The organism is Candidatus Nitrosopumilus sp. (assembly GCF_028278985.1).
Lineage (GTDB): Archaea > Thermoproteota > Nitrososphaeria > Nitrososphaerales > Nitrosopumilaceae > Nitrosopumilus.
This window is the reverse complement of record NZ_JANQTA010000004.1, coordinates 12,409-39,135: the sequence shown is the minus strand read 5'-3', so window position 1 is coordinate 39,135 and position 26,727 is coordinate 12,409. Positions and strand designations below refer to the sequence as shown.

Here is a 26,727-nt window from a genome sequence, read left to right as displayed (position 1 = left end):
CTAAACCTCAAGAGAATCAAGGATTTCAGAAACATCAGTTGTCGGTGAACCATTTTCAGAAATTTTTTGTTTTGCTGGAGGATTCTCTAAATAATTAGGAATTTTATCAGTCAGTCTGGCAGTATATGGAGAAACTAATTCATTTTGATAAAATACACCAGTTGGAATTTTTGTATCCCATTCTAGCGATTTTATCAGGGCTTGAGAAAGTTTCTCATTTACTTCTGCTTCTTGAGCATAATGGACAACAGGATCATAGTGAGTATCTTCAAGTTTATAGATTCTTGAATGTCGTACCATAGAATCAGTTGCTAAATCAACACCAGCGTACCAATCTCTAGTATTGATATCATTGTAAGTTGGACATGGTTGTAAAACATCTAAGAATGAAAGTCCCTTATGATTAACTGCTTTTACAATCAAATCTTTCAAGTGCCTTACATCATATGAATAACCACGTGCCACAAATGTGAATCCACTAGCTACAGCCAATCCAATTGGATTAACATTATAATTTGTATTTGGTGATGGTAGAGATTTTGTTTTTTCACCTAATTTCAAAGTAGGAGAAGCTTGCCCTTTGGTTAAACCATAAACTCCATTATCAAAAATAATGTAAGTCATATCGACATTTCGTCGTCCTGCTGCAACAAAATGACCTGCACCGATTCCTAAACCATCTCCATCTCCTCCAACAGCTACAACTGTCATCTCCGGGTTAGCTAATTTGCCACCTTGTGCAAATGTTAAAACACGTCCATGAAGTGTGTGAACACCATAAGTGTTGATATAATGAGATGTTTTTCCAGAACAACCAATTCCTGAAAAAATTGTGGCCTTATCACGCTCAATTCCCATTTCAGCTAATGCCATTTGTAATGCATTTACAATTCCAAAATCACCGCACCCTGGACACCAATCATTATGGACGGTTGTCTTATAGTCTGCAAGTTTAAGCGCCATGGCTTAGAATCTCCCTTTTTTCAGCCTTGTTTTCAACAATTTTCTTTAATGAATCATATATTTCAGTGCTAGTCATTCCTCTTCCAGTATATTTCAAAATATAATAATCAATATCTCTTGAAATATTTTGCTGAAATATTTTCCCTAGTTGACCAGAATGATTTGCTTCAACATCAATTAGGATTTTAGCTTCGGAGAGAAGGGATTTAACATATTCTCCTGGAAATGGATGCAGTAATTTGATTTGCAAAAATCCAATATCAATTCCATCTTTCTTTAGCATAGATAACGCATCAAGGATTGGACCCTTTGTGGAACCCCATGAAACTATAGTAAATTCACGAACACCAAATGATACTACTTGTTCATCATCAGGGATTTCTTCAAGAGCTAGCTCTAATCTTGACATTCGTTTATCCATCATTTTGATTCTAATTTGAGGATCTTCAGTAATGTGACCATATTCATCAGATTCATCACCTGTATTCCAAAATATTCCATTATCCAATCCTAATCTTGAACGAGGGGAAATCCCATCATCAGTAAATGCAAATCTTTTGTATTCACCATCAATTTTTTCTAAAAGTTTTCCACGGTTTATAGTGATTTTTGCAGGATCAAATTTTTTACAAGTTACAACTGAACTTGATAAAAATTTGTCCATCATGTGAATTACTGGAAGTTGATAAATGTCAGCATAGTTAAAGCATCTTCCGGTATCATAGAAGCTTTCTTCAATATCACCAGAAGCATATACTAATTTTGGAAAATCTCCATGACCTGCAAAAACTGTAAAAAGTAAATCATCTTGTCCATGTCGCGTAGGGAGTCCTGTAGAAGGACCACTTCTTTGATACAATGTAATTACTACTGGTACCTCATTAATTCCAGCCCAACCTAGAGCCTCTGTCATCAAAGCAAATCCAGGTCCAGATGTTGAGGTGGAAGATCTTGTTCCAGTCAATGCTGCACCAATCATCATTCCCATTGCAGAAATCTCGTCTTCAGATTGAATAACTGTAGTAGAACCAGGTCTACTGTTTTGAACATTCAATATTTCATTTGATTCCAAATAGACACTTTCATCAGAGGCTGGTGTGATTGGATAGTATGATTGGAATCTACAACCAGAAACCATTTTCCCAATAGACGTGCCATAATGTCCTTGAACAATAATTGTATTGGGTTCTTTAGATGTCCCAGTAAGTGTTTGTTCAAATCCATTGAATTTTGCTGTTGCGTAATTGTATGAATAAGTTGCAGCTTGTTTATTGATTTCAGCAATTTGAGGTTTTTTTGAAAAAATTGAATCAATTGAGTGAAGAAGTGATTCAGAGGGCATTTTGATTAATCCTAATGACAAAGAAACACCAATCACATTATACATTCTAACAAGACCACGAAGTTTTGGGTTATCAACTTCTTCAGAAAGAGACTCTAAAAGAGATTTGAAAGAAACAGGAAATAGTTTTACGCCTTTTTCTTTTGCAATTTCTAAGACTCCAGATATGGTAAAGGGTTTATTTTTTGATTCCAAAAAATTATGCAGTCTTTCTTTAAATGGAGGATCAAGAGTACGAACTTTGTCAGTATCTACATCTTCAAGTTCAGAATCATAAATGATTGCCCCATTTTTTGAAACTTCATCAAAATGTCTGAAGATTGTTTCTGCATCAAATGAAACCATTAATGAAACATCATTAACATTTGAATGAATTTTTTCATCAGAAACTCTTACTATGAAATAACTATGCTCTCCTTTAATGTTGGAGTAAAATTCTCGTTTTCCAAAAATCTGATATCCCATTTCAGCACATACCTTTGAAAAGATATTTGCTCCAGATTCAACCCCACTTCCTTGTGGACCTCCAATTAACCATGAAAAATCGACTGATCCCATTAAAATCACCTAGAAGAGTAGCTCCTATCCACCTGTAGCGGCGTCAAATAAAGCACATTCACATTTATCACGCTCACCACAATAAGGACAAACACATACGCATTTCTCAATTGAATTTCCACACTCTACACAAATAGCAAATTCCTCTTCTTCAACTTCAGAAGACATAATGAAATTACAAAGAAATCGTATAAATGGTTTGAGATGAATTTCATAACTATGAAAAAGAAAATCTTCCTAACAAGAACATTACATGAATTTGCATTAAAAGAATTGAAACGAAAATACAATTTAGAAGTTCATTCGGGAAAAATTCCTATTCCAGAAAAGACATTGCGATCAAAAATTAAAGATATTGATGGATTGATATGTTTTCCATATGACAAAATCAATCAAGAAACAATAGACATTGCAAAAAATCTCAAAGTGATTAGTACGTATAGTGTTGGATTTGATCATATTGATATCGAGTATGCAAAATCAAAAAAAATCAGAGTAGGATATACTCCAGAAGTATTAACAGATGCAACTGCAGATTTGGCATTTAGTTTAATGATAGATGTTATGAGAAGAGTTTCTGAAGGAGATCGAATTATACGAAAAGGGGAATGGAAGATAATTTACGGTGCTCATGATTATGTAGGATATGATTTGCAAGGTAAAACTCTTGGAATTTTGGGTCTGGGAAGAATTGGAAAAACTCTTGCAAAAAGAGCAAAAGCGTTTGATATGAAATTGGTGTATCATAATAGAAATAAAATTTCTAAGAGTTTGGAAAAGAAATTAGGAATAAAATATGTTTCATTTAGCGAATTAATCAAAAGTAGTGATATAATTTCTATCCATGTGCCCCACACAACTGAAACAAATCATTTGTTTGACATGAAAATTTTTGAAAAAATGAAGAAAACATCATTTTTGATTAATACATCAAGAGGAAAAGTTGTAAAAGAAAAAGATCTTGCAAAAGCATTAAAAAAGAAAATAATTGCAGGAGCAGGATTAGATGTATTTGAAATGGAACCAATTTCCAGCAAGCACATATTATCGAAACTAGAAAATGTCGTTCTAGCACCACATATAGGCAGCTCTACAAAGGAAACCAGAGAGAAAATGGCTCAGATAACTGTCAAAAATCTCAATTTAGGGATTAATGGTAAAAAACCATTTTTTTCAGTCGGTTATTGATTTTATGCCTAAGTTTACAACAAGAACAATGTGCAGTTTTTATATCTAAATTGTGAACTATTGGTAGATTGAAAAAATTCAAACATACTAACGAAGAATTAGAATTAGCTAAACTACAATCTGAAAAAGAAAAGAAGAAGAAAGAATCTGAACAATAATATTTTTTCTCCTTGTCTTTTTCAGACAAGGTTTTTTTTAAAATTTAATTTCTGAAGTATATTTCTCTTTGAGTGTATCATAAATTTTTTTTCGATTTAATTTTAGAGATTTTGATTCATCATACATTTTTGTAAAGAATGCAGCTAAAACACGTTCATTGTGCTCATCAAAAAAACGTACACTAAAACTTGTTTTTTCAGGTTTTTCTTCTTCAACAAATTTTGCGGATTTGATTAATTCTGAATTAACATGCATATGGGCTGGACCATCATTTTCACCAATAGTAATCCATTTTTCCTTTTGATGAATGCTAATAGAATTACTCCTTACTTCACTGACTGCACTTGAACTTTTTACAATTAGTAAGACATCATCAACTTTTACAATATCAGACAATAAATCATAAAGCAATACAAATGGTAATCTCTGAAAATATTTTAAATTTTAGGATTTTTCATGTCAATTTGAACAAAATCTTCCTCATCACCATGAATACAATCAGTCCCTACAGCTTTAACAGGAGCAAAACTGATTTTTCCTTCATGGATTTTACCTTCATTTTGAAGAATTCCAATTTTGCCTGAAACAATTTCTTTATGTTTTGTGCATGTAACTCCTACCATGTATTCATCCTTATTGTCAATTATCGATACAATGAATTCAGGAGGATTTACGCATTGTTTGCCTTCTTCCATAACAGAACATTTGTCAGGTAACATAATTTGGGTTTACATTTACACGATATTAACCTTGATTGGCACGTATTCAATTTAATATCAACTAACACGTACAAGATACAAACAAGATGACAAAAAATTTTGATATTTTGATTATTGGTGGCGGAATATTAGGAACATCAATTTCTTATTTTCTTTCCTCACTAAACAAATCAAAATCAATTGGAGTGATAGAACAATCTGAAAATGTAGCCGTACACACTAGTGGGAGAAATACGGGAAAAGTTCATGCTCCCTATCTATACAATCCTGAGAAGAAGAAATTGTTTGCCAAGGCAGCATTTCATGGATATGAAATGTGGGAACAGTATGCTAAGCTAAAAAATTTGCCGTTTAAAAAAGATGGAGTGATTGAAGTTGCGTTAGATCAGAAAGGAATCAAAGTACTTGAAAAATATCTAAAATGGGCAAAACAAAATGGACTTGAAGATTCAGATATAGAACTAATGGATAAAAATGAAATTAAAAAGATTGAACCAGAAATTCAATGTGAGTCTGCCTTGAATGTACATAGAGATGGTTCTGCAGATTACTCAAAATTTACAGAATCTTTAATGGATGATAGTAAGAATAGTGGTACTCAAGTATTATTGAATTCCAAAGTTACAGAAATTAAAAAAGAAGAACAAGGATGGAAAATTGTTCTAAATTATGAAAAAGAAGTGTTTACAAAATTTTTGATAAATGCAGCAGGTGGAGAGGCTATGGATATTGCTCACGATGTAGGATTGGGTGAAAAATTAACGGATGTCCATTTTAGAGGAGAGTATTGGAAAGCTCCAACAGAATACAATTCATTAACCAAAACAAGTATCTATTCTGTTCCAGAATTTCCAGATTATCCATTTTTAGATCCTCACTGGATAATTAGAGTTGACGATAGTTGCGAGATTGGTCCTAATGCAGTTCCTGTTTTTAGTCCATATGGATACGATAAAACAGAAAATTTCAAAGAATTTTTACCTAAAATGTTAGAAATGCTAGGCTCTGGTGCACGCAAGGCAATTTTTGACAAACAATTTCAAGAACTTGCAATGAATGAGATACAATCATCAATGTCTAAATCATCAATGGTAGAAAGAGTACGGAGATTCTTACCAAAAATCGAACCTGAAAAATTTACAGAAAAAGGAACAGCTGGTATTAGATCTTCAGTAATTAATGAAAATGGGAAGTTTGAACCTGATGTAATTTTATTGAATAATGAATCGTCGTATCACATTCTAAATTATAATTCTCCTGGAGCAACAGGAGCACTGGCATTCTCTGCACATGTTGTGGATAATCTACATCAATCAGGATTATTCAAAAGTGAAGATTTGAATGCAGATTGTGGTCCATGGAAATTTTCTGAGATTATTGAAAAATTAAAAGAATAATGGCGCCGGGAGGGAGATTTGAACTCCCGTTCCCTTGCGAGAACGCGCTTTATGGTAAATTATTTCCAGGCGCGCGCCCTACCAGGCTAGGCGACCCCGGCACTGTCTTACGACAAAATTATTCGGAAAGATTTCGATATATATTGTGTTATTTGGAATATTGGATTTATTTCCAAAGTGTTATAGTTGTAGATTTTTCAATAGTGTTGCCCTGTTCATCAAAACCCTTTGCAGAGATTTTGTAAAGGCCTTCTAGTGCAACATCACCATCATTCTTTATTTGATCCCATGAAAATTCAACTTCATCACCAGGAACTAATGTGGATTCTGCTTGAGCTGCAACAGGAGAATACATTAGAATTCCAGATAATCCAGTAATTCTTAGACCATATGACATATCAGAAAATTTTATTGGGATAGTTCCTGAATTTATAATTCTAATATTGATTTCTTCTCCAAGTTTAAAATCAAATTTTTCAGTAACTATCGAAATTGATGATCCTTCAACATAAGTAAGTTGGCTAGTTGTTTTAAAATCAATTAGATATATCCCATATCCTAAACCGGCCATAACTCCAATTGCTGCAAAAATTACAAGACTTTTAGAAAACAATTTTTAAAACCTCAAAAATGAGCTATTCCTTTGTAGGAGTTGGTTTTGTTCTCCATTTTTTAGGATATGTGTTTGGAGCCATAATGATTCTTTTGGTCTCAAAAGCATATCCTTTTGTTGCATCACGAATTTCACTTTCAGACATTGTAGACTCAGCTAGAGCAACAGCTTCTCCTTTTTGAGTATAGACACCTACAAGATCTCCTTTTTTTAGATTGGGAGATATTTTCAATATTCCAGGAATGGCTAATTGGGCACCATGACACATTGCATCTACTGCAGAATCTCGAATGACTACAGATTTTATTTCACTTAGTGCAAATTCAACGGGTTTTATCATTTTCATTAATTTACTGTCGTCTTTCTTTTCTTCCCATAAAGCAAAAGCATCTGCTAATTCATGTAAAGTGACAAGACCGTCAGTTTCTCGAAATTGATCAACTCTGGTTCTTCGTAATTCAATCATGGTTGCACCAGGTCCCAAGATTTCACCAATATCATAATACAATTTTCTAATGTATGTTCCAGCTTCACAAAGCACACGAGTCAACAGTAATCTTTCTTTTTGCTCTAAAACTTCAAATTCATAAATTGTTCTAGTTCTAGTCTGTCTTACAACAGCAGAGCGTTGTGGTGGTTTTTGGAAAATTTCTCCTTTGAACATTTCAATAACTTCAGATAATTTTTCTTTAGATGGAAGAGAATGAACTCTACCTAATGCATGATATTCTTTTGGTCCCAATAGTAAGACGCCTAAAGCTTTGGTAGCTTCTCCCAATCCTAATGGAAGAACTCCAGATACCTGAGGATCCAAGGTTCCACTATGACCAATTTTTGGGAGTTTTAGAATTCGTTTAGTCCATGCAACAGTTTCATGGCTAGTAGGACCTGGAGGTTTATCCAAAATTATTATTCCATAGTTTAGTAATTGCTCTACAGTTCTTTTATCATAATAGGTGCCAAAAGCATCATCAGTTATATCTTGATCAATTTCGATTAGGTTTTCTAATTGTTTTAGAGTCATAGTAATTTTCTCACAGTTTCTTTTGCAACATCAATGACTTGTTGTGCAGTAAGATTGTCAGTGTTTATGATGACATCAAAAACAGATGTATCATCTCCAAAATCATAATTGTATAGTTTTTTGTATAATGCCTTGTTTTTATCAAAACGTTCCTTTGTAATTTCATATGCTTCAGAAGAACTCATGTTATCTCGAGATTGCATCCTTTTTGTACTACTAGCATGAGAACCTTCTAACCAAATCTTGATTCCATCTGAAATTAACCAAGGTAATGTATAACTGGTAATTACCATTCCACCTTTGTTAAAAAGTTCAGTTAATCTAGAATCTAGATTTTTATCAAATTCAGAATTCTCCTCACGTTGACTCAAAAACTTCATTCCATCAGGGGTATCCCACCAATCATCTCCATCAGAATCAAATCCTTGTTCTTTAGCCATTTGTTTTAGAACATCACCACCACTAAGATATTGTAATTGAAATTCTTCGGCTAATCCTTTTGCTACAGTTGTTTTTCCAACTGCAGGAGGTCCAGAAATTACTATTGATTTGGTCAACTGAGATCCATGGAAGTTTTTGTTAGCTTCATAATAATGCCACTAAATGCAATTGATGAAAGAAAATACCATGCCCACAAAAATAAAGCATTTTCAGTTTCACAAACATGTTCAGGATCAGCTGCTTGTTCCGCAGTACATGTTAGTTGGAAGAAATCTCCCGGAATAACATTTAGTGGAATTGGTGAAATTGCTACGGTGTAAGAAAATAGTTGTGGCAATACAAAATAGAAAATCAAAATCAATGGAACAAAAGTTATCATCATTGGACGCATGTTCATTTGCATCATTTCCATAGACATCTTGTTCATGTATGCAGATTTTTTGCCAAGCTCGCTCATTTTTTCCTGGTCTTTAGCTCGCATAGCAGCCATTCTTTCTTTCTGGTAGGCTCTTGTTTCTTTCATAATTCGTTTTAGTTTTACCTGGTCAACCATTTTCTTTCGTACAGCAGCATTAAACACGTTTAAGATAATTCCAAATCCAGCAACTGCAAACAGAGAGAGAATCAATCCTTTAATCATTGGATCATCACTTCCTAATGCACCTCTTTCACCTCCAAAGAAATCAAACTGAAGATGAATTGATTCGATAAATAAGAAGATAAAGTTGAAATCCATTTTTTACAGTCCTATTGCTTTGATTATTTTATCTGCTGCTTCATCAATCTTTCCCTCACCATTCATTACATGCTTTACAGGAGCACCTGTCAAAACAGCACACGCAGAAATCATGCCTGATTGAACATCTAATTCTTTCTTGATATTGGCTAGAGTAATTTTATCTCTGTTTCTAGTATCATCTTTCATTCTACGATTGTAGATTTCTTCAGGTTTTGCAGAAACTGATACAAAATTTGTAGGGCTAATAATTTTCAAAACATGCTCAGGTAATCCAGGATAATATCCCTCTGGAGAACTAATGAATGCATGAGTGTCAATAATCACAACATCTGAATTTTTTGAAGCAATTTTTTCAGCTGCAATTTTTTGTAAATTCTGTTGTTCAGAAACAGGTAGTTTTCTAAGACCATCTCTATCAGACAAACCGTTTTCTTTTGCAACATCAAACATTAGAGTTCCAAAACTAATTACACTTACAGTTTTTTGATGATTTTTGATAACCTCTTCAATATTTGATAGGAGAGTAGTTTTCCCTACGCCAGGGATTCCCACCATTATGATTTTTTTATTTTCTGCCAAGTAACGCACCCAAACGCGGCATAGCAACTTCTACTTGTTCTCTAACTAACTGTGTGTAATAGTTGATGAGAATATCTACCATAAGTAAAATTCCGATTCCTGAACCAAATACACCTAATACATCAGATACGCCTGCAAGTAAACCAAGAATCATAGATCCAATGATTGTTACAGATGGAATGTACTTGTTCAGTAATGACTCAATGGGTTTGTTTGATCTTCTAAATCCAGGTACTTGTACATCTGCATCAAGTAAGTTTTGAGCTGCTTTGTTTGGGGACAAACCACCAAGTTCAACCCATAATCTACCAAATACAACGACAATTCCAATCATAAATAGAACATATCCTACAGCACGACCTGGATCCAGTGCAGCAACATCAAGACCTCTTGGAGGTGTGATATAGTAAATGATACCACCTATCGGAGATGAAGGACTGGTAGGATCAAACTGCGCGATAAAATTCATGAAGAAATTATTGTTTCTCGGGTTCATGTTCGCCCATAACATTTGGAATATGAACACTGCGTTTGCAGTTAAGGCAGATGCTAAGATAACTGGAATGTTTGAAACATACATCAATTTGATTGGATAAACAGCAGAGAATCCTCTGTATTTTGTAGATACAATTGGAATCTCAATTTTCATTCCTTGAGTAAATACAAGAATCAACAATATTCCCGCCGTCAAGCAAAGACCGAAAATGCTCGGCAATTGGTTCGAACGGAAGAATATGTTTGAAACATCACCATTCATTATTGATTGACCGATATACGGCAGAATACCAATTGTTCCTCCATCACCTGCAGGCAACGGACTAAACAGACTCCATAGAATTTGTTGAGCAACACCAGCCATAATGAATAGACTAATTCCACTTCCTAGTCCCCATCCTTTCTGAATTAGTTCGTCTAAGAACATGATAATTACAGAAGCCGCCATCAGCTGCCCTATCATCACATAAAGAACATTTGGATCAGTGAGTCCTGGACCATAAACAGCTGCACCATATACAATAGATTCAGCTACAATGACAATGTAGGTTACCATCTTTGTTGCAGTTTGGAATACACCTCTTTCTTCAGGTTTCTTAAAGTCAAATTTGAGAATATCAGAACCTCTCAATAATTGCATCAAGAGTCCAGATGTAACTATCGGCCCAATACCTAATTCAACAAGTGTACCTTGTTGGGATGCAAAAATAACCCTTGCAAAGGCAAGGAAATCAAATTCTGGTGCAGTTGCTCCAAATAGTGGAGTTTGGCCCATTACCATGTAGATAAGTAATGCAACTCCACACCAGAGTAATCTAGTTGGTAAAGGAATCTTCTTTTTTGGTTTTGGAACTTGAGGTAAGTAGGGTTCAGCTTTGAATACTGCTTTTCTAATGAAGCTAGTGATAGTACCCTCAGCCATTGTCAGATAGCACCTCTCCCCCAACGGCCTTTAATTTCTCTTCAGCAGATGATGTGAACTTCTGTATTTTGACGGAATATGCATTTGTTAATTTTCCGCCACCAAGGAGCTTTTCAAATCCTGCACTTTGCAAGTCAATGATTTTCTTTCCTCCATCTTCTTTACCGAACTTACTGAACAGGTCATCAAGATCACGGACGCTAGCCCATTTCTTTGTAATATTTGGGTGAGGTGGTTTAGTTGAATCATGGCCATAATGATCTGGGTCTTCTTTTAACAAAGTACTGTAGTGATGTTTCATCATACCGGTAATTCCAAGACCACCTTTGTGACCACTTGCACGATGTTGACCTACTTGTCCCCATCCCATATGTCGTCCGCCTCTAAGTCGTCTTGTTTTTCGTAATCTAGTTGCCATGTTAAATCATTCTCCTAACAATAGTATCAAGTTCTTTATTTTGTCCTAGAACTCCTTTTTGTCCATATAGTCTCTTGGTACTTCTCTTAAATCCAAGTCGTGGAGGTGCTAAAGCAAACCATGGTTTTAGAGGTTTTAATTTTGATAAAGTTGCTTTCCCTTCAGACAACGCAGTTGCTAATTCATCAGTACTAGCAAATCCAAGTTCTTTTAGATCTTCAGGAGTAATTTTTTGATATCCAGATTTTCTTGCTTTCTTGTCAATCAATTCTTTTGCCAAGGAAGCATCTAATTCAATCCATGAAACATAATGTTGTACTTTTTTTAACATTCCAAGAGTGTTATCTTTTGCAGGAAGAATTGTTGCACGATATTTTTTATCTAATTTCAATAAAGTCATCGTGTGTGTTGCCCAATATGGAACATCTGCTTGACCTCTAATTCTAACAACAAGATATGCGTTTGCCATTTTCATCAACCCTGACTAAATGTCTGTCTCAGACAGTCCAAAATTGCTTTAGATGTAGAATTCATTGTTGGAGTAGAGCCTTTTGCTGTTGTCCATGCGTCTTTAAGTCCTGCTAATTCTAATAATCTCTTAATTTTACCACCTGCAACCAAACCTAAGCCACGAGGAGCAGGAATTATTTCAATTGTTACACTTCCACCCTTTCCTTTAACTTTGAATGGAACAGAATGTTTTTGATCACATCTACATTCCCAACTGCCACATCCAAGTTTGATAGGATTTACGTTTAGGAATGCAGCATTAGTTGCTTTTTCAATTGCAATTCTCATTTGTTTAGATTTACCTTGACCAATTCCAAGATATCCATTTTCATTACCTGCAGCAACAATTGCTTTGAATCGAGTTGATTGTCCATTTGAAGTCATTTTTTGAATAATTCCAACATCTACAACTTCGCTTTTCAAATCAGGAAGTAATTTTTTGATAATACCAGCTTCTTGAATTCTTAATCCAGCTTCAATAATTTCCTCTAAAGTTGTAATTTCACCAGATGCAACTTTCTTTCCTAAAATTGTTTTTGGTTCCCAAACTTCTTCTTCAGGTTCTCTTCTTGGTCTTCTAGGACGATCTCCAGCACCACGTGATTGTCCTGGTGCACCTCTAGATTGTCCCGGTCCACCTCTAGATTGTGCTGTTTGACTCATTTCATTTAACCTCAGTATCAATTGTTGATTTCATTTTTGGAATATCGTTTTTTACTGTAAGATGTTCTCCATTAATTCTTTCTTCAGCAGGGAAAGTTTCTTCATTAGCAGGTACTTGGACACCAGCATCGATTACTCCTTTCAGAGCAGCTGCCATTCTTTGTGTATATTTTCTTGTACCTGTATACAAGATTGCATCATTTGCTCCTTGACCAAGTGCTTTCTTTCCAGCCAAGTATCCAGTCAGATAGGCAGCTGATACACTTTTTCTAGAACCTTTCCATCCTTTTTCTAACAAATATCTAGAATGTGCTGATGCGATGACCTTATCACCAGTCATTCCAGGCTTAAGAATTTGGACTTGAGTATTTTCATTTGAAATTGTAACTGTAATGAAATCACGTTTACCCATAAGCATGGTACCGCGTTTTTTATAATTGGTCTTCTCTTCTCTAAGTCTTCTCAATATTTTTGAATAGGCCATCTACAGAAACCGAGTTTGGACCTTCTCTTATATACGTTAACCGCGAATGAGTGCAGCTAACAGGGCCTTTTGAGTATGTAATCGATTTTCTGCCTCATCCCATACAACTGATTGAGGGCCATCAATTACTGATGATGTAACTTCTTGTTCACGTTTAGCTGGAAGACAATGCATAAAGATCGCAGTCTTTTTTGCAGATTTCATTAATTTAGGGTTGACTTGAAATTTCGGTAAGAATTTCTTGATTCGTTTTGGATCTTTATTGTGTATGGAAGAATAGGTATCAGTAACTACTACATCAGCATTTTTTACTGCAATGAGGGGATCAGAAGTTAATTCAATTTTTGTGGATTTTTTAGCTTCCTTGATAACATTCTTGTCTGGTTCAAAACCCTTTGGTGTCGCAATTGACATTATTGTGCCAGATAATGCAGCACCATATATCATTGAATTACACACATTATTTCCATCACCAACCCAAGCAATTTTCAATCCTTTGATTTTTCCAAAGTTTTCTTTGATTGTCATAAAGTCTGCTAAAATTTGACATGGATGGAATGTGTCGGATAGACCATTAATTATTGGAATAGTTGCATGTTCAGCTAATTTTTTCAATAACTCATGTTCATAGACTCTTGCCATAATACAATTAGAATATCGTGATAGAGTTTTAGCTGTATCTTCAACAGATTCGCCACGTGATAGCTGCATGTCATTTGATGAGAGATTAATTGCATAACCTCCTAACTGATACATTCCAGTTTCGAAACTTACTCGAGTTCTTGTAGATGGTTTTTGAAAAATCATTGTAAGTGTTTTATTTTTAAGAACAGGTTTATTTCCAGATTTTTTTAGTTGTTTTTTTAATTTAATAGAATCATCAATTAAGCCCGCAAATTCCTTTGGAGTTAATTCCGCTAAAGTGAGTAAATCTTTTGTTTTTAATTTCATTTTCTAAAGAACCCGAACCTACCTTTTTTCTTTTTTGGTTCTTCTTTATCATGTTTGTGAATCTCTTCTTCATCTTCATCATCCTCGTATCCCTCATCATCTTCATCATCATCTGCACCAGGTTCTGGTTTTCCATCTTTAATCCATTGACGAATTTTTTTACCTAGCTTGAAAGCTTCGTCATCACTTTCTGGTGGAGGTACATCAAACAAATCGGAATAAGTTGCAATCTCATCATCTTTGATTCCTTCAAATGGATCGTCAGATGTTGGTTCTGGTTCTGGTGTTGGTTCTGGTTCTGGTGTTGGTTCTGGTTCTGGTGTTGGTTCTGGTTCTTTCTTAATGTCAACATCATCTAGTGTACCAAATACAGTTTCAAGAAAAGTTTTCTTATCAAAAGGTTTTAGATCAGGATATTCTTGTCCAACACCTACAAACATTACTGGTGTTGCAGTAACTTTAACAATTGATAGAGCAGCCCCACCTCTAGCATCAGCATCACTCTTAGTCAATATGGAACCATCAAATTTTGTGTGTGCATGAAATTCACGAGCTTGATTTACAGTATCATTCCCAGCTAAAGAATCGCCAACAAAAATTTTAAAATCAGGATTGACAACTTTGGTAATTTTTTCAATTTGTTGCATTAAGTTTTCACTTGTTTGCATTCTTCCAGCAGTGTCAATTAGAACAACATCAGTTCTATGAGATTTTGCATATAGTACAGCATCACGAGCAACTGCTGCAGGGTCAGAATTGTAATTTTGCGCAACTAATTTTAGGTTTAATCGATTAGTATGTTCTCTTAATTGTTCAATTGCTCCAGCTCTAAAAGTGTCAGCAGCTGCAACAACAACTGAATATTTTTTCTGTTGCAACATATGTGCAACTTTAGCTAAAGATGTGGTTTTACCAGTTCCATTAATTCCAAGGAATAAAATTAGGAAAGGTTGACCTTGTTCTTTTTTTTCATTAATTTTTCCAAAAAGATCAACTTCACCAGCATTATCAAAATGTGCAGATATGCTAGAAATCAAACTATCTTTAACAAATTTTTCAATTTCTTTTTTATCAACTTTAGAACCAATCAATTTTTCTTTAAGATCATCTTTGATAGAATCAATAACTTCAGTAGCAACATCCGATTCTAAAAGAGAAATTTCTAACTCAAAAAGAATATCTTCAATGTCTTTTTCATTAAGTTCTTTTTCGCCTAAACTTTTCGCTGCATTAGAAAATGCGCTTCGAAGTTTATCAAACATCTTATTTTCCTGGATTTGGAGGTTGTACTGACTGCATTAATTGGTTCATTTGTTCTCTACCTTGTTCTAAACGTGCAGCTGCTTCCTGTTTTTTTGCAGCAGTGTCTTGTAAGGCAACTTCAATTTCTTTAATTCGAGCTTCTAGATAATTTATTGCAGATGGAAAATCTTTTTCAAGTGCAACTCCAGCCCCAATGTTTAAAACAATTTTTTTATCTGAAGAGATTTTTGTTGGAAGATAAGTTCCCATACCAATTGGAATCAAAGTATCAGACTCTGGTTTTTGACTAAGTGATCTAATAGAATCAATTGCTGCAGTGGCTTCTTTTAGAACATTAAGAAAAGTACCTTCTCTCTGTGATAAATCAGTAAAGTAAGTTTCAAGCATTTGCATCTGTTGCATCAATTGTTGTGCTTGTTCTTCACTCATTTACTACAAGCCCGCCTCAGAAGGTTATAAATGGATTCATGAAACTGAATATCTTTCAATCAAAATTAGAAAAGATAAGAAAAAATAAAGTTTGGACTTTATTTTGCTTTAGAGAATCTGCTCTCTACCTCATCCCAGTTTACAACATTCCACCATGCTTCAATGTAAGCAGGTCTCTTGTTTTGGTAGTTGAGATAGTATGCATGTTCCCAAACATCACAGCCTAACAATGGAACTAATCCTTCAGTTCTAGGACTTGTTTGGTTTGGCATAGATTTGTACTCAACCTTTCCAGAAGAAGGATTGTATACTAACCATCCCCAACCACTGCCTTGAATTACTGCTGTAGTGGATGAAAATTTCTCTTTGAAGTCAGAAAAGCTTCCAAAGGAATCATTTATTGCATCAGCAATTGATCCTCCTGGTTCTCCGCCTCCATTTGGTTTCATGTTATTCCAAAATAGCCTATGGTTGTCATAACCACCACCGTTGAAATTAATTGCACCTCTTTTGTCCTCTGGAACTGAATTGATGTCAGACAAAATATCTAAGATGTCTTTGTCTTGAATTTCAGCTGGACATGTTTCAAGGGCTGCATTAAGTTTGTCAGTGTATGTTTGATGATGCTTTGTATGGTGAATCTCCATTGTTCTTGCGTCAATGTGAGGTTCTAATGCATCATAAGCATATGGCATTTCAGGAAGTGTGTATTTTCCCATGTGTGCATTTGATAATTTATTCCATTTATTGGTTTACAGGTAATCATTTTTACTTGCTAAAATTGCTAGAAGATTTGTGAAATTCTTTGCAATTTTTTCTTTAATTGTAGTAATTTTGACTGGATTAATTTTATCCCAATCAATTGATTCAGAAAATGAAATTAAGACATATCTTGACAGAAGTGTTCCTTACGTAGGAACTGAAATTCCAAGGATTCAAGGAATAGATGGTTCTGGAATTAAAATTGCAGTTATTGATACAGGAGTGGACTTTAACCATCCAGATCTTTTTGGTTGGGGTCCGGATGGAAAAGTGATTGGAGGGTACAATTTCATTCAGAGAGGAGAACCGCCTTTAGATAAAAATGGACATGGAACTCAGGTGGCAGGAGTAATTGCAGCAGATGGTCAAGCCACAGGAATTGCTCCAAAAGCAAAAATTCTTGCATACAAAGTTTCAGAAGATGGGGAAGGAGTATCTTCAGAATTAATTATTGAAGCAATTGAAATGGCAATAAAAGATGGTGCAGATATTATCAACATTAGTCTTGGTGTAAACAAAACAAATTCAAAAATCGAAAGGGCTGTAAATTATGCACTTGAAAAAGAAATCTTTGTTGTTACTGCTGCAGGAAATGATGGTCCAGGATTTGGAACCATCGGTAGTCCTGGAAGAAACTATGGTTCTGTCACTGTTGGAGCAACTTACAATAATTTGACATCTAGTTTAGTAGCAACATTAGAAGTCGATGAAAAACCATACACAGTAATTCCAATGGTAGGTTCAACTAAAGTTGATGATCCAATTACTGGAAAAATTGTTTTTGGTGGATATGGAAAAATTGATGAGTTAAGTCAAGTTGATACAAAAGATTCCATAGTTCTTGTAGAAAGGGGTAGTGATGTTGAAGGAGAATTACTTTATTTTTCTATCAAAGAAAATAATGCAGCTAATGCTGGTGCAAAAGCTCTGATTGTTTACAACAACATTGAAGGAATTTTTCTAGGAGAATTAATTCATGAATTTATGGAACCAGATTACAAACCACAAATTCCTGTAGTTTCAATTGATAGAGATGAAGGATTAGAAATAAAGAATTTAGTGATTAACGAAATTGAAGGTTCATTACATTTGTTTTACAATCCAGATTTTGTTGCACATTTTAGTTCTAGAGGACCAGTATCACCATTTTACATCAAACCTGAGATAGTAGCACCGGGTGCATACATCAATACTACACAAAACAATGCAGGATACAATTTTACAAGTGGAACAAGTTATGCAGCACCCCACGTTAGCGGGGCAGCAGCACTATTACTTCAAAAAAATCCTAATCTACACCACCACGAAATTAAGTCCATATTATTGACTACAGCCATGCCTGTATCTGATGCATATGGGCAAGAATTTTCAATTTCTGAATCAGGCTCAGGTAGAATAGACATTGCAAATGCATTTGATGCAAAATTAGTGATTATGCCACCAAATTTTGTTTCATCAGTGTCATCAGATCATTTAATCTCAGAACAACAATTTGAATTAAAAGTCTTAGAAGGAAGTTTAGATTATATCCAGATTGATTTTGAAGGACCAGAATTTATCAAATTTGCACATTTCATTGAAGGAGAAAAGTTGATAACAAAAATGAGTATGACAGAAAAAAATTATGGAGATCATGAAGGTAAGATAATCATTTATCATAATGAAATTAGATACGTAGTTCCATTTTTGTTACATTATACACAGGGTTCAGTTTTAGTGAATCAGCAAAATGACAAATTAATTTTTGATATTTATCATCCAGAAAATTGGAGTTTTGCAAAAATTACTGTGACAAATAGTAAAGATGGAAAAACTTCAACAACTACAATGACTCCAAATAAACAAGGCACAATAGATATTTTTGAGAATTCAGAATATTGGATTGATGCAAAAATTAGAACAAACAAAAATTCTTCAAGTGCATACAACACAATAGAAATCAGTACATTGGATGAAAAATCTCAAAATCTTAATTTAATTGAACTTCCAGAAAAACAAATTCTAATCATATCAGGAATTGTGATAGCTGTAGGTATTGTTGGAATTTTAAAAAGAAAATAACTATTGAGAAATTTTTGGTCCTGCATCAATTATTTCTTGGGATGCACCTTCAAATTTCTTAAAGTTTTCAACAAACATTTGTGCAAGTTTTTTTGCAGACAAATCATATTCATCTTTGTCTATCCAAGTGTTTCTAGGATCTAAAATTTCAGATGGAACTCCTTCAACTTCTGCAGGAATATCTAGATTAAACAAATCATTATGGTTGTATTTTACAATATCAAGAGCTCCAGATAATGCAGCAGTGACCATTGCACGACTATACTTTATCTTGACTCTTTTTCCAACTCCATATGGGCCACCAGACCAACCAGTGTTAATGAGGTAAACTACAGTATTGTGCTCATTGATTTTTTCTCCTAATAATTTAGCATAAACTGAGGCTGGTCTAGGCATGAATGGAGCGCCAAAGCATTGAGAGAATACAGACTTTGGTTCCTTGATTCCTCTTTCGGTTCCAGCAAGTTTACTTGTATATCCTGACATAAAGTGATACATTGCAGCTTCCTTGGTAAGTTTTGAAACAGGAGGTAACACTCCTAATGCATCAGCTGTCAAAAAGATGATGACTTTAGGATTTCCACCTACACTTGGAATTACAGCTCCAGGAATGAAATCTAATGGATAACCTACACGGGTATTTTCAGTTAAAGAGTTATCATCATAATCAGGAACATTATCTTTTAGGACGACATTTTCTAAAAGTGCACCAGGTTTGATTGCATTCCAAATTTCTGGCTCTGCTTCTTGACTAAGGTTAATACATTTTGCATAACATCCTCCTTCAAAATTAAAAGTTCCATTGTCTGACCATCCATGCTCATCATCACCGATTAATCTTCTATTTGGATCAGCTGAGAGTGTGGTCTTTCCAGTACCAGACAATCCAAAGAATAAGGCTGTGTCACCTTTTTCACCAATATTTGCAGAACAGTGCATTGGGAAAATTCCTTTGTCAGGTAACAGAAAGTTCATTACTCCAAACATGGATTTTTTCATTTCACCAGCATATTCAGTTCCACCGATTAAGACAATTTTTCTTGTCAAATCAATTAGGATGAATACATCAGTTCTTGTTCCATCAATTTCAGGATCTGCTTTGAAATCATTAATACAAAGAATTGTAAATTCAGGTTCGTGATTTGTCAATTCTTCACTTGTTGGTCGAATAAACAAATTGCTTGAGAACATATTTTGCCAGACATGATCATTGATTACTCTAATTGGTAAACGAGTTGCAGGATCAGCACCTACAAAACCGTCATAGACAAAAAGCTCTTTGTTTTCAACAAAGTTTTTCATCTTTTCTAAGAGTTTTTCAAATTTTCCACTTGGAAATTGGTGATTAATTTTGCCCCAATCAATTGTTTCATGAGTTTTGTCATCATATACGATAAATCTATCATCAGGTGAACGCCCAGTATATTTTCCAGTATTTACCGAAAGAGAACCCGTTGAATTAACCACACCCTCTTTTCGCTCTACTGCAAGGCTTACCATCTCTTCAGTACTAAGATTTCTGTGGACTTTAGAAGGGTTAATTCCAAAATCTTTGAGTTGATTTGAAAATTTATCAGTTATAGCTGTTCCTACTACTTGAGTCAGAGATTTTTCCCTCCAAAAATAATTTGTTCAATCCCAGGCTTGTTCATGAGATATTTCGATCCGCCTTGAATTTCCTTATTATCTCTTTCCTATCAAAAATTTTTTCACGTCTAGGAACGTATTTATTCCAAAATTCAAGAGTCATTCTAATGCCGATCAATAAAGAAAAAATTGCAAAAAGACAGGAAGTGAAAGAAAATAATCCTGATTTTGTGAGACCTGAAAGTTGGAGATATGTTAGACTTCAAACAAACTGGAGAAAACCAAAAGGTATTGATCATCATCAAAGAAAACAAAAAAGCAGAGGCAGACCAGGACTTGTGAAAGTTGGATATGGAGGTCCAAAAGAAGCAAGAGGGTTACATCCATCAGGATTTACAGATAATTTAGTTTACAACTTAAGTGATTTAGAAAAATTAGATCCAAAGAAAGACGGAATTAGATTTGGTCATAGTGTTGGAACTAAGAAAAGAAAAGAAATTGTTGCTAAAGCAATAGAAGGGAAATTCAAAATTTTCAATGCAAGGGTGAGTGCAAGTGGTAGTAAATCTTAAAGCTAAGAAAAGACTTGCATCTAGAGTCACGGGTGTTGGTGTCCACAGAATCAAATTTGATACTGATCACTTAGACGATATTGCTGATGCAATTACTAGAGAAAACATCAGAAGTCTCATCACAGCAAATACAATTAAGATTAAGACATTTACTGGAACTTCTAGAGGAAGAGCTCAAACTAAAAAAGAGCAAAGAAACAAGAGAGGAACTAAACAAGGTTCCAAACAAGGAAGAAAAGGAGCAAGAGTGGGTAAAAAGGAAGTATACGTTGCCAAAGTACGTTCACTCAGACGTTTGCTAAAAATTGCTAAAGATAGAAAGGATTTAACAAATCCAGAATTTTGGGCACTCTACAAAAAAGTAGGTGGTAACACTGTTAGAAACAAGGCCCATCTTAGAACTTTGATGGATGAAATCAAAGCTAAAAGAAGCAACTAAAAACGATAGACTCTATTTTCCCAATCTAGGATTTTTCCATCTTTAATTTCAATGCCTTCATCGTTTAGCATTTTTGTTTTGATATGTTCACCATATGCATATCCACCAATTTTACCAGTAGACATAACAACACGATGACATGGAATAATCACAGGATAAGGATTCTTGTTCATGATTTTTCCAACAGCTCTTTGACCATTTTTCAAACCAACTGCTTTTGCTAATTCACCATATGTTGTAATCTGTCCTTTTGGAACTTCAAGTAATTTTTTGAAAATTTTTTGTTCGAGATTCAAAGTTTAATCACTTCAAGATTTGTAGAATCCAATAGATCAAGAATTTTTTGTTTGTTTGGACCAAGACCATTCCAATCCAATAAGGCAGATTTTGCTATACTATTCTGTTTCATTATATGATTAAATAATTCATCATCAATATTCTCCAATGCATGTTTTGGGACTACAGTTCCTAAGGCATGTTCGCCTGTCAACAATTCATTTGTGAATTTGGTTGGATAATGAGTGCCTCCAAAACAAACGGCAACTGGAAATTCTTTTACAGGTTTTTTCATTACAGAGTCAACAATTTCGGCTACAGAAGAGCACAAGGATGTGTCAGTCCATTGTTTTTCAGTTGTTCCAATTTCAATAAAGATAGAAGGTTTTTTCAGAGCTGTAGGACCATGATGAGTTGCCTCAATTGTAATTTGAAAATCTGAAAATTTTGTTTCATTTTCTTTTAAGGTTTGAAGATATATTTTTTGAAGGCTAGGATGAGGAATAGCTACTTGCCGATCATTGCCACCAAATTTTGCTTCTGAAAAATTTCCAGTACAATGACATGTAAGTGCTAATACTCCAGATTCAGCTGCATGTTTAGAAAGAAAAACAAATCCATCATAATCATATTTTTCGTCTAACCAATCTGCAGAAATTGCAGGAGTTGGAATAGTAACTAAATCATAATCTTCTCCATGAAAAATACCATCTTGAAAATTCATGTTTTTGGACAAAAATTCTGCCATGTTATTTCCAGCAGGGTCATCTTGATACGCAACTAGTAGTTCCATGAGATAAGAGATATAAGGACACCCTATTAATTTTCAGCAATGAATCCGAAACAGATGCTGAAAGATATGGGAAATACCTTGAAAATGGCAAAAAAGCCCGACAAGGATGAATATTCACAACATTTGAGATTAGTATTATTAGGAATTGGTGGTGTAGGAGCCATAGGATTTACTATTCAGTTCGTCTTTTCAGTGATTACATTTGGTAGGTAAAATTGTCTGAAGAAATAAAATCACATTTGTTTGCAATTAGAACCACAGGAGGACAAGAAAAAGTGGTAATGAGGTTATTAGAGGCAAAGGCCAATGCAAATCAAATCAGTATTCAATCAGTTTTGTTAGTAGATAATCTAAAAGGATATGTCGTAATTGAAGCTGTCAATCCAAGTGATGCATATATGGCAGTAGAAGGAGTAAGACACATCAGAGGTCAACTTAGAGGAGAATTGGAATTCAAAGATATTGAAGGATATCTTATCAAGAAATCAACAGTTTCACAATTAGCAGTAGATAATGTAGTTGAAATTACAGGAGGTCCATTCAAAGGAATGAAGGCAACAATTACTAGAATAGATCCTGAAAAAGAAGAAGCAACAGTAGTATTATTGGATGCATCATATCAATTACCAGTCACAGTAGACGCAAATTACCTAAAATTATCAAGTGAGGCTTAGGAAGGATTAAATTTTTCATAATGAGGGAATAGATATGGGAGAACAAAAAATTTCATCACTTGTTACAGGAGGAGGAGCATCTGCAGGTCCACCACTAGGTCCAGCTTTAGGCCCTCTTGGAGTTAACATTATGGAAGTAATCAATGCAATTAATGATAAAACTAAAGACTTTGAAGGAATGAAAGTTCCAGTTACAGTAGTTGTCGATAGTGATACCAAAAAATACGAAATTGAAATTGGTATTCCATCAGCCGCTGCATTAATTATGAAAGAAGCAGGTATTCAGAAAGGTTCAGGTGCATCTGGAACTGAATGGGCAGGTGATGTTACAATGGATTCAATTGTCAAAGTAGCCAATACAAAACTTGAGAAATCATATGCCTCATCATTAAAATCAGTGGCAAAAACCATCATTGGAACATGTGTAGCTTTGGGTGTGAAAGTTGAAGGAAAAACACCTAAAGAAATCACAGCAGAAATCAATGAAGGTAAATGGGATGAAAAATTCCAATAATCACTGAATTAAATACACAGGATCTTTGTCAGTTTTTTGTAATTCAACAAAAGTTTCAGTATTTTGAATTCCTGGAATTTTGCCTATTTTTTCAATGACTACAGAGTGAAGAGATTCTAGGTTCTTAGCATATACTTGAATCATAATATCGAATCTACCAGTAACCTCAGAAATTGAGACAACTTCGGGGGTTTCCATGAATTGTTTATGAATTGCATCTTTGAATTTAGGATCTCTGTTTATTCCTACAGAAGCCTTAACACCAATTCCTAAGAGAGAATCATCTATTTCGACGGTAAATTTTTTGATTAATTTTTTCTTCATCAATCTCTTAATTCTGCTATATAGAACAGATGCATTAATTCCGAGTTTTTTTGACAAAGTTGGGACAGAAATAGATCCATCTTTAGTCAATTCATAAAGTAATTTCATATCTAATTCGTCAAATCGGTGCAAGTTGTTAGAAAAATCTCTTTGTGATTTAATATATGTAGGTTTTGGGAAAAATCTACTCCGTATTTTCAATTATTTGAAAGAAATTTTGTAATTTTTTTAAAATAATAGATTTTCAGGAAGCTTGGCTCTAAACGATTTTAAGTAGGCTTTCTCGAAAATGTTCGTAATGATTACAGAGGCTCAGCTAGCTGAAATGGTAAAAGAAGCCAAATCTGCCACAAAAGAGAGAAAATTTAAGCAATCAGTTGAATTGATAATGAATTTCAAAGATATTGATGTTAAGAAAGGATTTGCTCTAAATGAGGTTGTACAACTCCCAAAAACTAGTTCTCCTGCAACAGTATGTGTTATGGCAACTGGCGATATGGGACAGAAAGCTAAACAAGCAAATGCTGATGCAGTTGTAGGTACAGAAGAATTAGAAAAATTTGCTACTAACAAAAGAGAATCAAGAAAATTTATCAACAAATATGATTTCTTTTTGGCCGACACTCAAGTCATGCCATTAGTTGGTAAAACATTAGGTCAGTTGTTAGGACCAAGAGGAAAAATGCCAACACCAGTACCATTTAATGCACCTATTGATTCATTCTTACAGAGATTTAGATCATCAATCAAAGTTAGAACTAGAGCATCATTATCAATGTCATGCAAAATTGGAGATCAAACGATGGAAGATTCTGATTTAGCAATTAATGCTCATTCAGTATTAAGTGCTGTTGAAAAGAAATTACCAAATGGTGAGAAAAACATCAAAAGGATTATGATAAAAACAACAATGGGTAAACCGATAAAGCAAGTACAAGAGGTTAAGAAGAAATTTGCATGAAAATAGAACTACATATCCTAAAAGAAAAGCTCAGATGTATCAACAACTACAAGAGCTTCCAAAAAAATACAAAGTAGTTTCCCTTATCAAGATGGAAAAAGTTCGTTCCACACAAGTTTTACCATTAAGAAAAATTCTCAAAGACGATGTTGAGTTTGTAAGTATCAAAGACAAAGTTGCAAAGAAAGCTCTTGAATCATTGGATGTTCCAGGAATCAAAGAGATGTTAGGAGATCTCACTGGTCAATGCATGTTTATGTTTACAAACATGTCTCCATTCAAGCTAAACGTCTTACTTGCAAAAAATAAGATTATGATGAATGCAAGAGGCGGAGATATTGCAAGTATTGATGTTGTAGTTCCTGAAAAGAATACAGGAATTGCACCAGGACCAATGCTTACTGAATTCAAAGAGGCAGGCATTCCTACAAAAATTGATCAAGGAACAATATGGATTGCAAAAGATAGCACACCAGTCAAAAAAGGAGAAGCAATTAACGCAAAATTAGCATCAATTTTAGGTAAATTAGATATCAAACCAGTAGAAGCAGGAATTTCATTATTTGTTGCACTCGAAGATGGTTTGAAGTATGCAGCAGATGAAATGGTCATCGATGTTGATAAAATCAGAGATGAATTTGCACAGGCTCACCAAGAAGCAGTTTCATTATCCATCGAAGCAGCATATGTTACACCTGAGAATATTTCACAAATTCTATCAAAAGCATCACAATATGCTCGTTCATTATCTGTAGAATCAGGATTTATGACTGATGAGACAAAAGAGCAAATTTTGCAAAAAGCAGATGCTCAAGCAAGATCTTTGGCAGGTCAAGTAAAAGATTACACACCAGCTTAATCAGCAGTACCTTTAGCTTTAGGAAGATTCCAATTATACTTCATTGCAAGCAATCGAATTCCTGTAGCCGAAACAATTCCAATTACAGATGCTACTTGTATGTCAACTCCTGAAGACAATACCAAATAGAAAATTATAATTCCAACAACGCTAGCAACTGCATAAACTTCCTTTACAAATACAATTGGAATTTCTCTTACGAATACATCTCTTAAGATACCACCACCAATAGCAGTCAAAACGCCTGCAAATAACATTGGAAGAAAGCTAAGACCTACAATTTGGTAAGCAATGGATGCTCCAATTATTGAAAATACACCTAAACCTATAGCATCAAAAACTAACCAAGTGTTCATTTGATTTTTTAATTTTGAATAAAGGAAGAACATTACAATTCCAGCTCCAACTGTCAAACTAATGTAGATAGGATCTGAAAATGCCGTAGGAAATCTTCCAAAAATTACATCACGCATAATTCCACCAGCAACACCAACTACAGTTGCTAAAACAATAATTCCAAAAATATCAGCCTTGTGAGATATTGCTTTTGATGCGCCAGTAATTGCAAATGCAATAGTTCCTAAATAATCCAGTATACTGATAAACCCATCAATTGGAAATGAAAAATCTACCATTCAATCCAAAGACGAGTTATTGATAATTAAGAATTGATGAAAAATAAAGATCAAAAGTAAATTGGAAAAAAGAAAAGTCGTCTAGCCAAATAATGAGGATAATCCTTCCATGGCTGCTTCTTCGTTCTTTGGTTCTTCTTTCTTCTCCTCTTTTGCCGGTGCATCTGCTGCGGCTGCGCCATCTGCTGCTGGTGCTGCGGCTGCTGCAACTGCGACAGGTGCGGCTTTAACTGCCTCATCGATGTTTACATCGGCCAAGGCTGCTACTAGTGCTTTAACTTGGGCTTCGTTAACTTCAGCACCAGATGCTTTGACAACTGAGCTGATATTTCCCTCGTTAACTTCTTTTTCTAGCTTGTGAAGAAGTAAAGCAGCGTAAACATATTCCATTGTATCGAGATTTTCTTAGGGCA

The 26,727-nt window shown here is 34.6% G+C and carries 35 protein-coding genes and 1 tRNA gene; 10 read left to right on the top strand and 26 right to left on the bottom strand.

The genetic code is table 11. The features are described from left to right. From Q0941_RS02590 to Q0941_RS02580, 3 genes are read right to left on the bottom strand one after another with little or no spacing between them, the layout of a single operon-like run. Positions 1 to 963 carry a 2-oxoacid:ferredoxin oxidoreductase subunit beta gene (locus Q0941_RS02590; protein ID WP_299291062.1) on the bottom strand — a complete coding sequence of 321 codons (963 nt, stop codon included), beginning with the start codon at positions 961 to 963 and terminating at the stop codon, positions 1 to 3. Further along, positions 953 to 2,863 carry a 2-oxoacid:ferredoxin oxidoreductase subunit alpha gene (locus tag Q0941_RS02585; protein WP_299291060.1) on the bottom strand — a complete coding sequence of 637 codons (1,911 nt, stop codon included), beginning with the start codon at positions 2,861 to 2,863 and terminating at the stop codon, positions 953 to 955. The genes Q0941_RS02590 and Q0941_RS02585 overlap by 11 nt, the downstream gene beginning before the upstream one ends. Positions 2,864 to 2,887: 24 nt before the next feature. After that, positions 2,888 to 3,031 carry a hypothetical protein gene (locus tag Q0941_RS02580; protein WP_299291058.1) on the bottom strand — a complete coding sequence of 48 codons (144 nt, stop codon included), beginning with the start codon at positions 3,029 to 3,031 and terminating at the stop codon, positions 2,888 to 2,890. A 51-nt stretch (positions 3,032 to 3,082) separates the two neighbouring features. Between Q0941_RS02580 and Q0941_RS02575 the strand changes: the two genes are divergently transcribed. Further along, positions 3,083 to 4,051 (top strand): D-glycerate dehydrogenase, encoded by a 969-nt coding sequence (locus Q0941_RS02575; RefSeq protein ID WP_299291056.1) that lies wholly within the window; start codon positions 3,083 to 3,085, stop codon positions 4,049 to 4,051. Positions 4,052 to 4,246: 195 nt separating this feature from the next. Here Q0941_RS02575 and Q0941_RS02570 read toward each other — a convergent pair whose 3' ends face one another. Next, positions 4,247 to 4,621 (bottom strand): ChuX/HutX family heme-like substrate-binding protein, encoded by a 375-nt coding sequence (locus Q0941_RS02570; protein ID WP_367277461.1) that lies wholly within the window; start codon positions 4,619 to 4,621, stop codon positions 4,247 to 4,249. Positions 4,622 to 4,647: 26 nt separating this feature from the next. Then, positions 4,648 to 4,929, bottom strand: coding sequence for a hypothetical protein (locus Q0941_RS02565; protein WP_299291054.1), 282 nt, complete (start codon positions 4,927 to 4,929; stop codon positions 4,648 to 4,650). Positions 4,930 to 5,015: 86 nt separating this feature from the next. Between Q0941_RS02565 and Q0941_RS02560 the strand changes: the two genes are divergently transcribed. Next, on the top strand, positions 5,016 to 6,326 hold the full coding sequence (locus tag Q0941_RS02560) for an NAD(P)/FAD-dependent oxidoreductase (protein ID WP_299291053.1): 1,311 nt from the start codon (positions 5,016 to 5,018) through the stop codon (positions 6,324 to 6,326). On the opposite strand, the gene Q0941_RS02555 is transcribed toward Q0941_RS02560, so the two are convergent. From Q0941_RS02555 to Q0941_RS02485, 15 genes are all read right to left on the bottom strand, one after another. Then, positions 6,327 to 6,427 (bottom strand) — tRNA-Ser (locus Q0941_RS02555). A 65-nt stretch (positions 6,428 to 6,492) separates the two neighbouring features. Then, positions 6,493 to 6,939 (bottom strand): hypothetical protein, encoded by a 447-nt coding sequence (locus tag Q0941_RS02550; RefSeq protein WP_299291051.1) that lies wholly within the window; start codon positions 6,937 to 6,939, stop codon positions 6,493 to 6,495. A 22-nt stretch (positions 6,940 to 6,961) separates the two neighbouring features. After that, positions 6,962 to 7,963, bottom strand: a complete 1,002-nt coding sequence (locus Q0941_RS02545; RefSeq protein WP_299291049.1) for an RNA-guided pseudouridylation complex pseudouridine synthase subunit Cbf5 — start codon at positions 7,961 to 7,963, stop codon at positions 6,962 to 6,964. Continuing rightward, positions 7,960 to 8,520 (bottom strand): cytidylate kinase family protein, encoded by a 561-nt coding sequence (locus Q0941_RS02540; RefSeq protein WP_299291047.1) that lies wholly within the window; start codon positions 8,518 to 8,520, stop codon positions 7,960 to 7,962. The genes Q0941_RS02545 and Q0941_RS02540 overlap by 4 nt, the downstream gene beginning before the upstream one ends. Then, positions 8,517 to 9,140, bottom strand: coding sequence for an EMC3/TMCO1 family protein (locus tag Q0941_RS02535; RefSeq protein WP_299291045.1), 624 nt, complete (start codon positions 9,138 to 9,140; stop codon positions 8,517 to 8,519). Before Q0941_RS02535 ends, Q0941_RS02540 begins: the two co-directional genes overlap by 4 nt. 3 nt (positions 9,141 to 9,143) lie before the next feature. Next, positions 9,144 to 9,731, bottom strand: coding sequence for an adenylate kinase (locus Q0941_RS02530; RefSeq protein WP_299291199.1), 588 nt, complete (start codon positions 9,729 to 9,731; stop codon positions 9,144 to 9,146). Then, entirely contained in the window at positions 9,709 to 11,139 is a 1,431-nt protein-coding gene (secY, locus tag Q0941_RS02525; protein ID WP_299291043.1) for a preprotein translocase subunit SecY, read from the bottom strand. The genes Q0941_RS02530 and secY overlap by 23 nt, the downstream gene beginning before the upstream one ends. Continuing rightward, positions 11,132 to 11,557, bottom strand: coding sequence for an uL15 family ribosomal protein (locus tag Q0941_RS02520; protein ID WP_299291041.1), 426 nt, complete (start codon positions 11,555 to 11,557; stop codon positions 11,132 to 11,134). Before Q0941_RS02520 ends, secY begins: the two co-directional genes overlap by 8 nt. Position 11,558: 1 nt before the next feature. Beyond that, on the bottom strand, positions 11,559 to 12,026 hold the full coding sequence (locus Q0941_RS02515; protein WP_299291039.1) for a 50S ribosomal protein L30: 468 nt from the start codon (positions 12,024 to 12,026) through the stop codon (positions 11,559 to 11,561). Between the two features lie 5 nt (positions 12,027 to 12,031). Continuing rightward, a complete protein-coding gene (locus Q0941_RS02510) occupies positions 12,032 to 12,730 on the bottom strand; it encodes a 30S ribosomal protein S5 (protein ID WP_299291037.1) in 699 nt (232 codons plus the stop codon). A 1-nt stretch (position 12,731) separates the two neighbouring features. After that, complete coding sequence (locus Q0941_RS02505) at positions 12,732 to 13,214, bottom strand: 50S ribosomal protein L18 (protein WP_299291036.1); 483 nt, start codon at positions 13,212 to 13,214, stop codon at positions 12,732 to 12,734. 36 nt (positions 13,215 to 13,250) lie between these two features. After that, positions 13,251 to 14,165, bottom strand: coding sequence for an ornithine carbamoyltransferase (argF, locus tag Q0941_RS02500; protein WP_299291034.1), 915 nt, complete (start codon positions 14,163 to 14,165; stop codon positions 13,251 to 13,253). Beyond that, on the bottom strand, positions 14,162 to 15,427 hold the full coding sequence (gene ftsY / locus Q0941_RS02495; RefSeq protein WP_299291032.1) for a signal recognition particle-docking protein FtsY: 1,266 nt from the start codon (positions 15,425 to 15,427) through the stop codon (positions 14,162 to 14,164). Before ftsY ends, argF begins: the two co-directional genes overlap by 4 nt. Before the next feature lies 1 nt (position 15,428). Beyond that, positions 15,429 to 15,857: a prefoldin subunit alpha gene (gene pfdA, locus Q0941_RS02490; RefSeq protein WP_299291030.1), complete on the bottom strand. Its 429-nt coding sequence runs from the start codon at positions 15,855 to 15,857 to the stop codon at positions 15,429 to 15,431. Between the two features lie 98 nt (positions 15,858 to 15,955). Beyond that, positions 15,956 to 16,576, bottom strand: a complete 621-nt coding sequence (locus Q0941_RS02485; RefSeq protein ID WP_299291028.1) for a superoxide dismutase — start codon at positions 16,574 to 16,576, stop codon at positions 15,956 to 15,958. Between the two features lie 76 nt (positions 16,577 to 16,652). On the opposite strand from Q0941_RS02485, the gene Q0941_RS02480 reads away from it, so the two are divergent. Next, on the top strand, positions 16,653 to 18,680 hold the full coding sequence (locus tag Q0941_RS02480) for a S8 family serine peptidase (protein WP_299291026.1): 2,028 nt from the start codon (positions 16,653 to 16,655) through the stop codon (positions 18,678 to 18,680). Here Q0941_RS02480 and pckA read toward each other — a convergent pair whose 3' ends face one another. After that, positions 18,681 to 20,285 (bottom strand): phosphoenolpyruvate carboxykinase (ATP), encoded by a 1,605-nt coding sequence (gene pckA / locus Q0941_RS02475; RefSeq protein ID WP_299291197.1) that lies wholly within the window; start codon positions 20,283 to 20,285, stop codon positions 18,681 to 18,683. A 149-nt stretch (positions 20,286 to 20,434) separates the two neighbouring features. On the opposite strand from pckA, the gene Q0941_RS02470 reads away from it, so the two are divergent. Together Q0941_RS02470 and Q0941_RS02465 are read left to right on the top strand one after the other, a co-directional pair. Then, positions 20,435 to 20,839, top strand: a complete 405-nt coding sequence (locus Q0941_RS02470) for a 50S ribosomal protein L32e (protein WP_299291024.1) — start codon at positions 20,435 to 20,437, stop codon at positions 20,837 to 20,839. Next, a complete protein-coding gene (locus Q0941_RS02465; RefSeq protein ID WP_299291022.1) occupies positions 20,823 to 21,278 on the top strand; it encodes a 50S ribosomal protein L19e in 456 nt (151 codons plus the stop codon). The genes Q0941_RS02470 and Q0941_RS02465 overlap by 17 nt, the downstream gene beginning before the upstream one ends. Here the strand turns inward: Q0941_RS02465 and Q0941_RS02460 are convergent. Next, positions 21,275 to 21,574: a methylated-DNA--[protein]-cysteine S-methyltransferase gene (locus Q0941_RS02460; RefSeq protein ID WP_299291019.1), complete on the bottom strand. Its 300-nt coding sequence runs from the start codon at positions 21,572 to 21,574 to the stop codon at positions 21,275 to 21,277. The two genes, Q0941_RS02465 and Q0941_RS02460, sit on opposite strands and share 4 nt — an antisense overlap. Further along, on the bottom strand, positions 21,571 to 22,347 hold the full coding sequence (locus Q0941_RS02455) for a D-aminoacyl-tRNA deacylase (protein WP_299291017.1): 777 nt from the start codon (positions 22,345 to 22,347) through the stop codon (positions 21,571 to 21,573). Before Q0941_RS02455 ends, Q0941_RS02460 begins: the two co-directional genes overlap by 4 nt. Positions 22,348 to 22,431: 84 nt before the next feature. Here Q0941_RS02455 and Q0941_RS02450 point away from each other — a divergent pair, with 84 nt between their 5' ends. Genes Q0941_RS02450 through Q0941_RS02440 form a run of 3 tightly spaced genes read left to right on the top strand, consistent with a single transcriptional unit; the run spans position 22,432 to position 23,535 of the window. Next, positions 22,432 to 22,560, top strand: a complete 129-nt coding sequence (locus Q0941_RS02450; RefSeq protein ID WP_299291015.1) for a SecE/sec61-gamma family protein translocase subunit — start codon at positions 22,432 to 22,434, stop codon at positions 22,558 to 22,560. Positions 22,561 to 22,562: 2 nt separating this feature from the next. Then, complete coding sequence (locus tag Q0941_RS02445; protein WP_299291013.1) at positions 22,563 to 23,021, top strand: transcription elongation factor Spt5; 459 nt, start codon at positions 22,563 to 22,565, stop codon at positions 23,019 to 23,021. A 34-nt stretch (positions 23,022 to 23,055) separates the two neighbouring features. Then, positions 23,056 to 23,535 (top strand): 50S ribosomal protein L11, encoded by a 480-nt coding sequence (locus Q0941_RS02440; protein WP_299291011.1) that lies wholly within the window; start codon positions 23,056 to 23,058, stop codon positions 23,533 to 23,535. Here Q0941_RS02440 and Q0941_RS02435 read toward each other — a convergent pair whose 3' ends face one another. Next, the gene (locus Q0941_RS02435) at positions 23,536 to 23,967 is read right to left on the bottom strand and encodes an Lrp/AsnC family transcriptional regulator (RefSeq protein WP_299291195.1); all 432 of its coding nucleotides are present in this window, start codon (positions 23,965 to 23,967) and stop codon (positions 23,536 to 23,538) included. 190 nt (positions 23,968 to 24,157) lie between these two features. Between Q0941_RS02435 and Q0941_RS02430 the strand changes: the two genes are divergently transcribed. Then, on the top strand, positions 24,158 to 24,820 hold the full coding sequence (locus Q0941_RS02430; protein ID WP_299291009.1) for a 50S ribosomal protein L1: 663 nt from the start codon (positions 24,158 to 24,160) through the stop codon (positions 24,818 to 24,820). Continuing rightward, complete coding sequence (locus Q0941_RS02425; protein ID WP_299291007.1) at positions 24,813 to 25,679, top strand: 50S ribosomal protein L10; 867 nt, start codon at positions 24,813 to 24,815, stop codon at positions 25,677 to 25,679. Before Q0941_RS02430 ends, Q0941_RS02425 begins: the two co-directional genes overlap by 8 nt. On the opposite strand, the gene Q0941_RS02420 is transcribed toward Q0941_RS02425, so the two are convergent. Further along, on the bottom strand, positions 25,676 to 26,314 hold the full coding sequence (locus tag Q0941_RS02420) for a trimeric intracellular cation channel family protein (RefSeq protein WP_299291005.1): 639 nt from the start codon (positions 26,312 to 26,314) through the stop codon (positions 25,676 to 25,678). The genes Q0941_RS02425 and Q0941_RS02420 overlap by 4 nt on opposite strands. A gap of 81 nt (positions 26,315 to 26,395) precedes the next feature. Then, positions 26,396 to 26,704: a 50S ribosomal protein P1 gene (gene rpl12p / locus Q0941_RS02415; protein WP_299291003.1), complete on the bottom strand. Its 309-nt coding sequence runs from the start codon at positions 26,702 to 26,704 to the stop codon at positions 26,396 to 26,398. Positions 26,705 to 26,727: the final 23 nt, after the last annotated feature.

Excerpts from the sequence above, each read along its gene's own strand:
- Q0941_RS02590 (WP_299291062.1), bottom strand. The coding sequence starts at position 963 with ATGGCGCTTAAACTTGCAGACTATAAGACAACCGTCCATAATGATTGG.
- Q0941_RS02585 (WP_299291060.1), bottom strand. The coding sequence starts at position 2,863 with ATGGGATCAGTCGATTTTTCATGGTTAATTGGAGGTCCACAAGGAAGT.
- Q0941_RS02580 (WP_299291058.1), bottom strand. The coding sequence starts at position 3,031 with ATGTCTTCTGAAGTTGAAGAAGAGGAATTTGCTATTTGTGTAGAGTGT.
- Q0941_RS02575 (WP_299291056.1), top strand. The coding sequence starts at position 3,083 with ATGAAAAAGAAAATCTTCCTAACAAGAACATTACATGAATTTGCATTA.
- Q0941_RS02565 (WP_299291054.1), bottom strand. The coding sequence starts at position 4,929 with ATGTTACCTGACAAATGTTCTGTTATGGAAGAAGGCAAACAATGCGTA.
- Q0941_RS02560 (WP_299291053.1), top strand. The coding sequence starts at position 5,016 with ATGACAAAAAATTTTGATATTTTGATTATTGGTGGCGGAATATTAGGA.
- Q0941_RS02545 (WP_299291049.1), bottom strand. The coding sequence starts at position 7,963 with ATGACTCTAAAACAATTAGAAAACCTAATCGAAATTGATCAAGATATA.
- Q0941_RS02535 (WP_299291045.1), bottom strand. The coding sequence starts at position 9,140 with ATGGATTTCAACTTTATCTTCTTATTTATCGAATCAATTCATCTTCAG.
- secY (WP_299291043.1), bottom strand. The coding sequence starts at position 11,139 with ATGGCTGAGGGTACTATCACTAGCTTCATTAGAAAAGCAGTATTCAAA.
- Q0941_RS02520 (WP_299291041.1), bottom strand. The coding sequence starts at position 11,557 with ATGGCAACTAGATTACGAAAAACAAGACGACTTAGAGGCGGACGACAT.
- Q0941_RS02515 (WP_299291039.1), bottom strand. The coding sequence starts at position 12,026 with ATGGCAAACGCATATCTTGTTGTTAGAATTAGAGGTCAAGCAGATGTT.
- Q0941_RS02510 (WP_299291037.1), bottom strand. The coding sequence starts at position 12,730 with ATGAGTCAAACAGCACAATCTAGAGGTGGACCGGGACAATCTAGAGGT.
- Q0941_RS02505 (WP_299291036.1), bottom strand. The coding sequence starts at position 13,214 with ATGGCCTATTCAAAAATATTGAGAAGACTTAGAGAAGAGAAGACCAAT.
- argF (WP_299291034.1), bottom strand. The coding sequence starts at position 14,165 with ATGAAATTAAAAACAAAAGATTTACTCACTTTAGCGGAATTAACTCCA.
- ftsY (WP_299291032.1), bottom strand. The coding sequence starts at position 15,427 with ATGTTTGATAAACTTCGAAGCGCATTTTCTAATGCAGCGAAAAGTTTA.
- pfdA (WP_299291030.1), bottom strand. The coding sequence starts at position 15,857 with ATGAGTGAAGAACAAGCACAACAATTGATGCAACAGATGCAAATGCTT.
- Q0941_RS02485 (WP_299291028.1), bottom strand. The coding sequence starts at position 16,576 with ATGGGAAAATACACACTTCCTGAAATGCCATATGCTTATGATGCATTA.
- Q0941_RS02470 (WP_299291024.1), top strand. The coding sequence starts at position 20,435 with ATGCCGATCAATAAAGAAAAAATTGCAAAAAGACAGGAAGTGAAAGAA.
- Q0941_RS02455 (WP_299291017.1), bottom strand. The coding sequence starts at position 22,347 with ATGGAACTACTAGTTGCGTATCAAGATGACCCTGCTGGAAATAACATG.
- Q0941_RS02450 (WP_299291015.1), top strand. The coding sequence starts at position 22,432 with ATGGCAAAAAAGCCCGACAAGGATGAATATTCACAACATTTGAGATTA.
- Q0941_RS02440 (WP_299291011.1), top strand. The coding sequence starts at position 23,056 with ATGGGAGAACAAAAAATTTCATCACTTGTTACAGGAGGAGGAGCATCT.
- Q0941_RS02435 (WP_299291195.1), bottom strand. The coding sequence starts at position 23,967 with ATGAAATTACTTTATGAATTGACTAAAGATGGATCTATTTCTGTCCCA.
- Q0941_RS02430 (WP_299291009.1), top strand. The coding sequence starts at position 24,158 with ATGATTACAGAGGCTCAGCTAGCTGAAATGGTAAAAGAAGCCAAATCT.
- Q0941_RS02420 (WP_299291005.1), bottom strand. The coding sequence starts at position 26,314 with ATGGTAGATTTTTCATTTCCAATTGATGGGTTTATCAGTATACTGGAT.
- rpl12p (WP_299291003.1), bottom strand. The coding sequence starts at position 26,704 with ATGGAATATGTTTACGCTGCTTTACTTCTTCACAAGCTAGAAAAAGAA.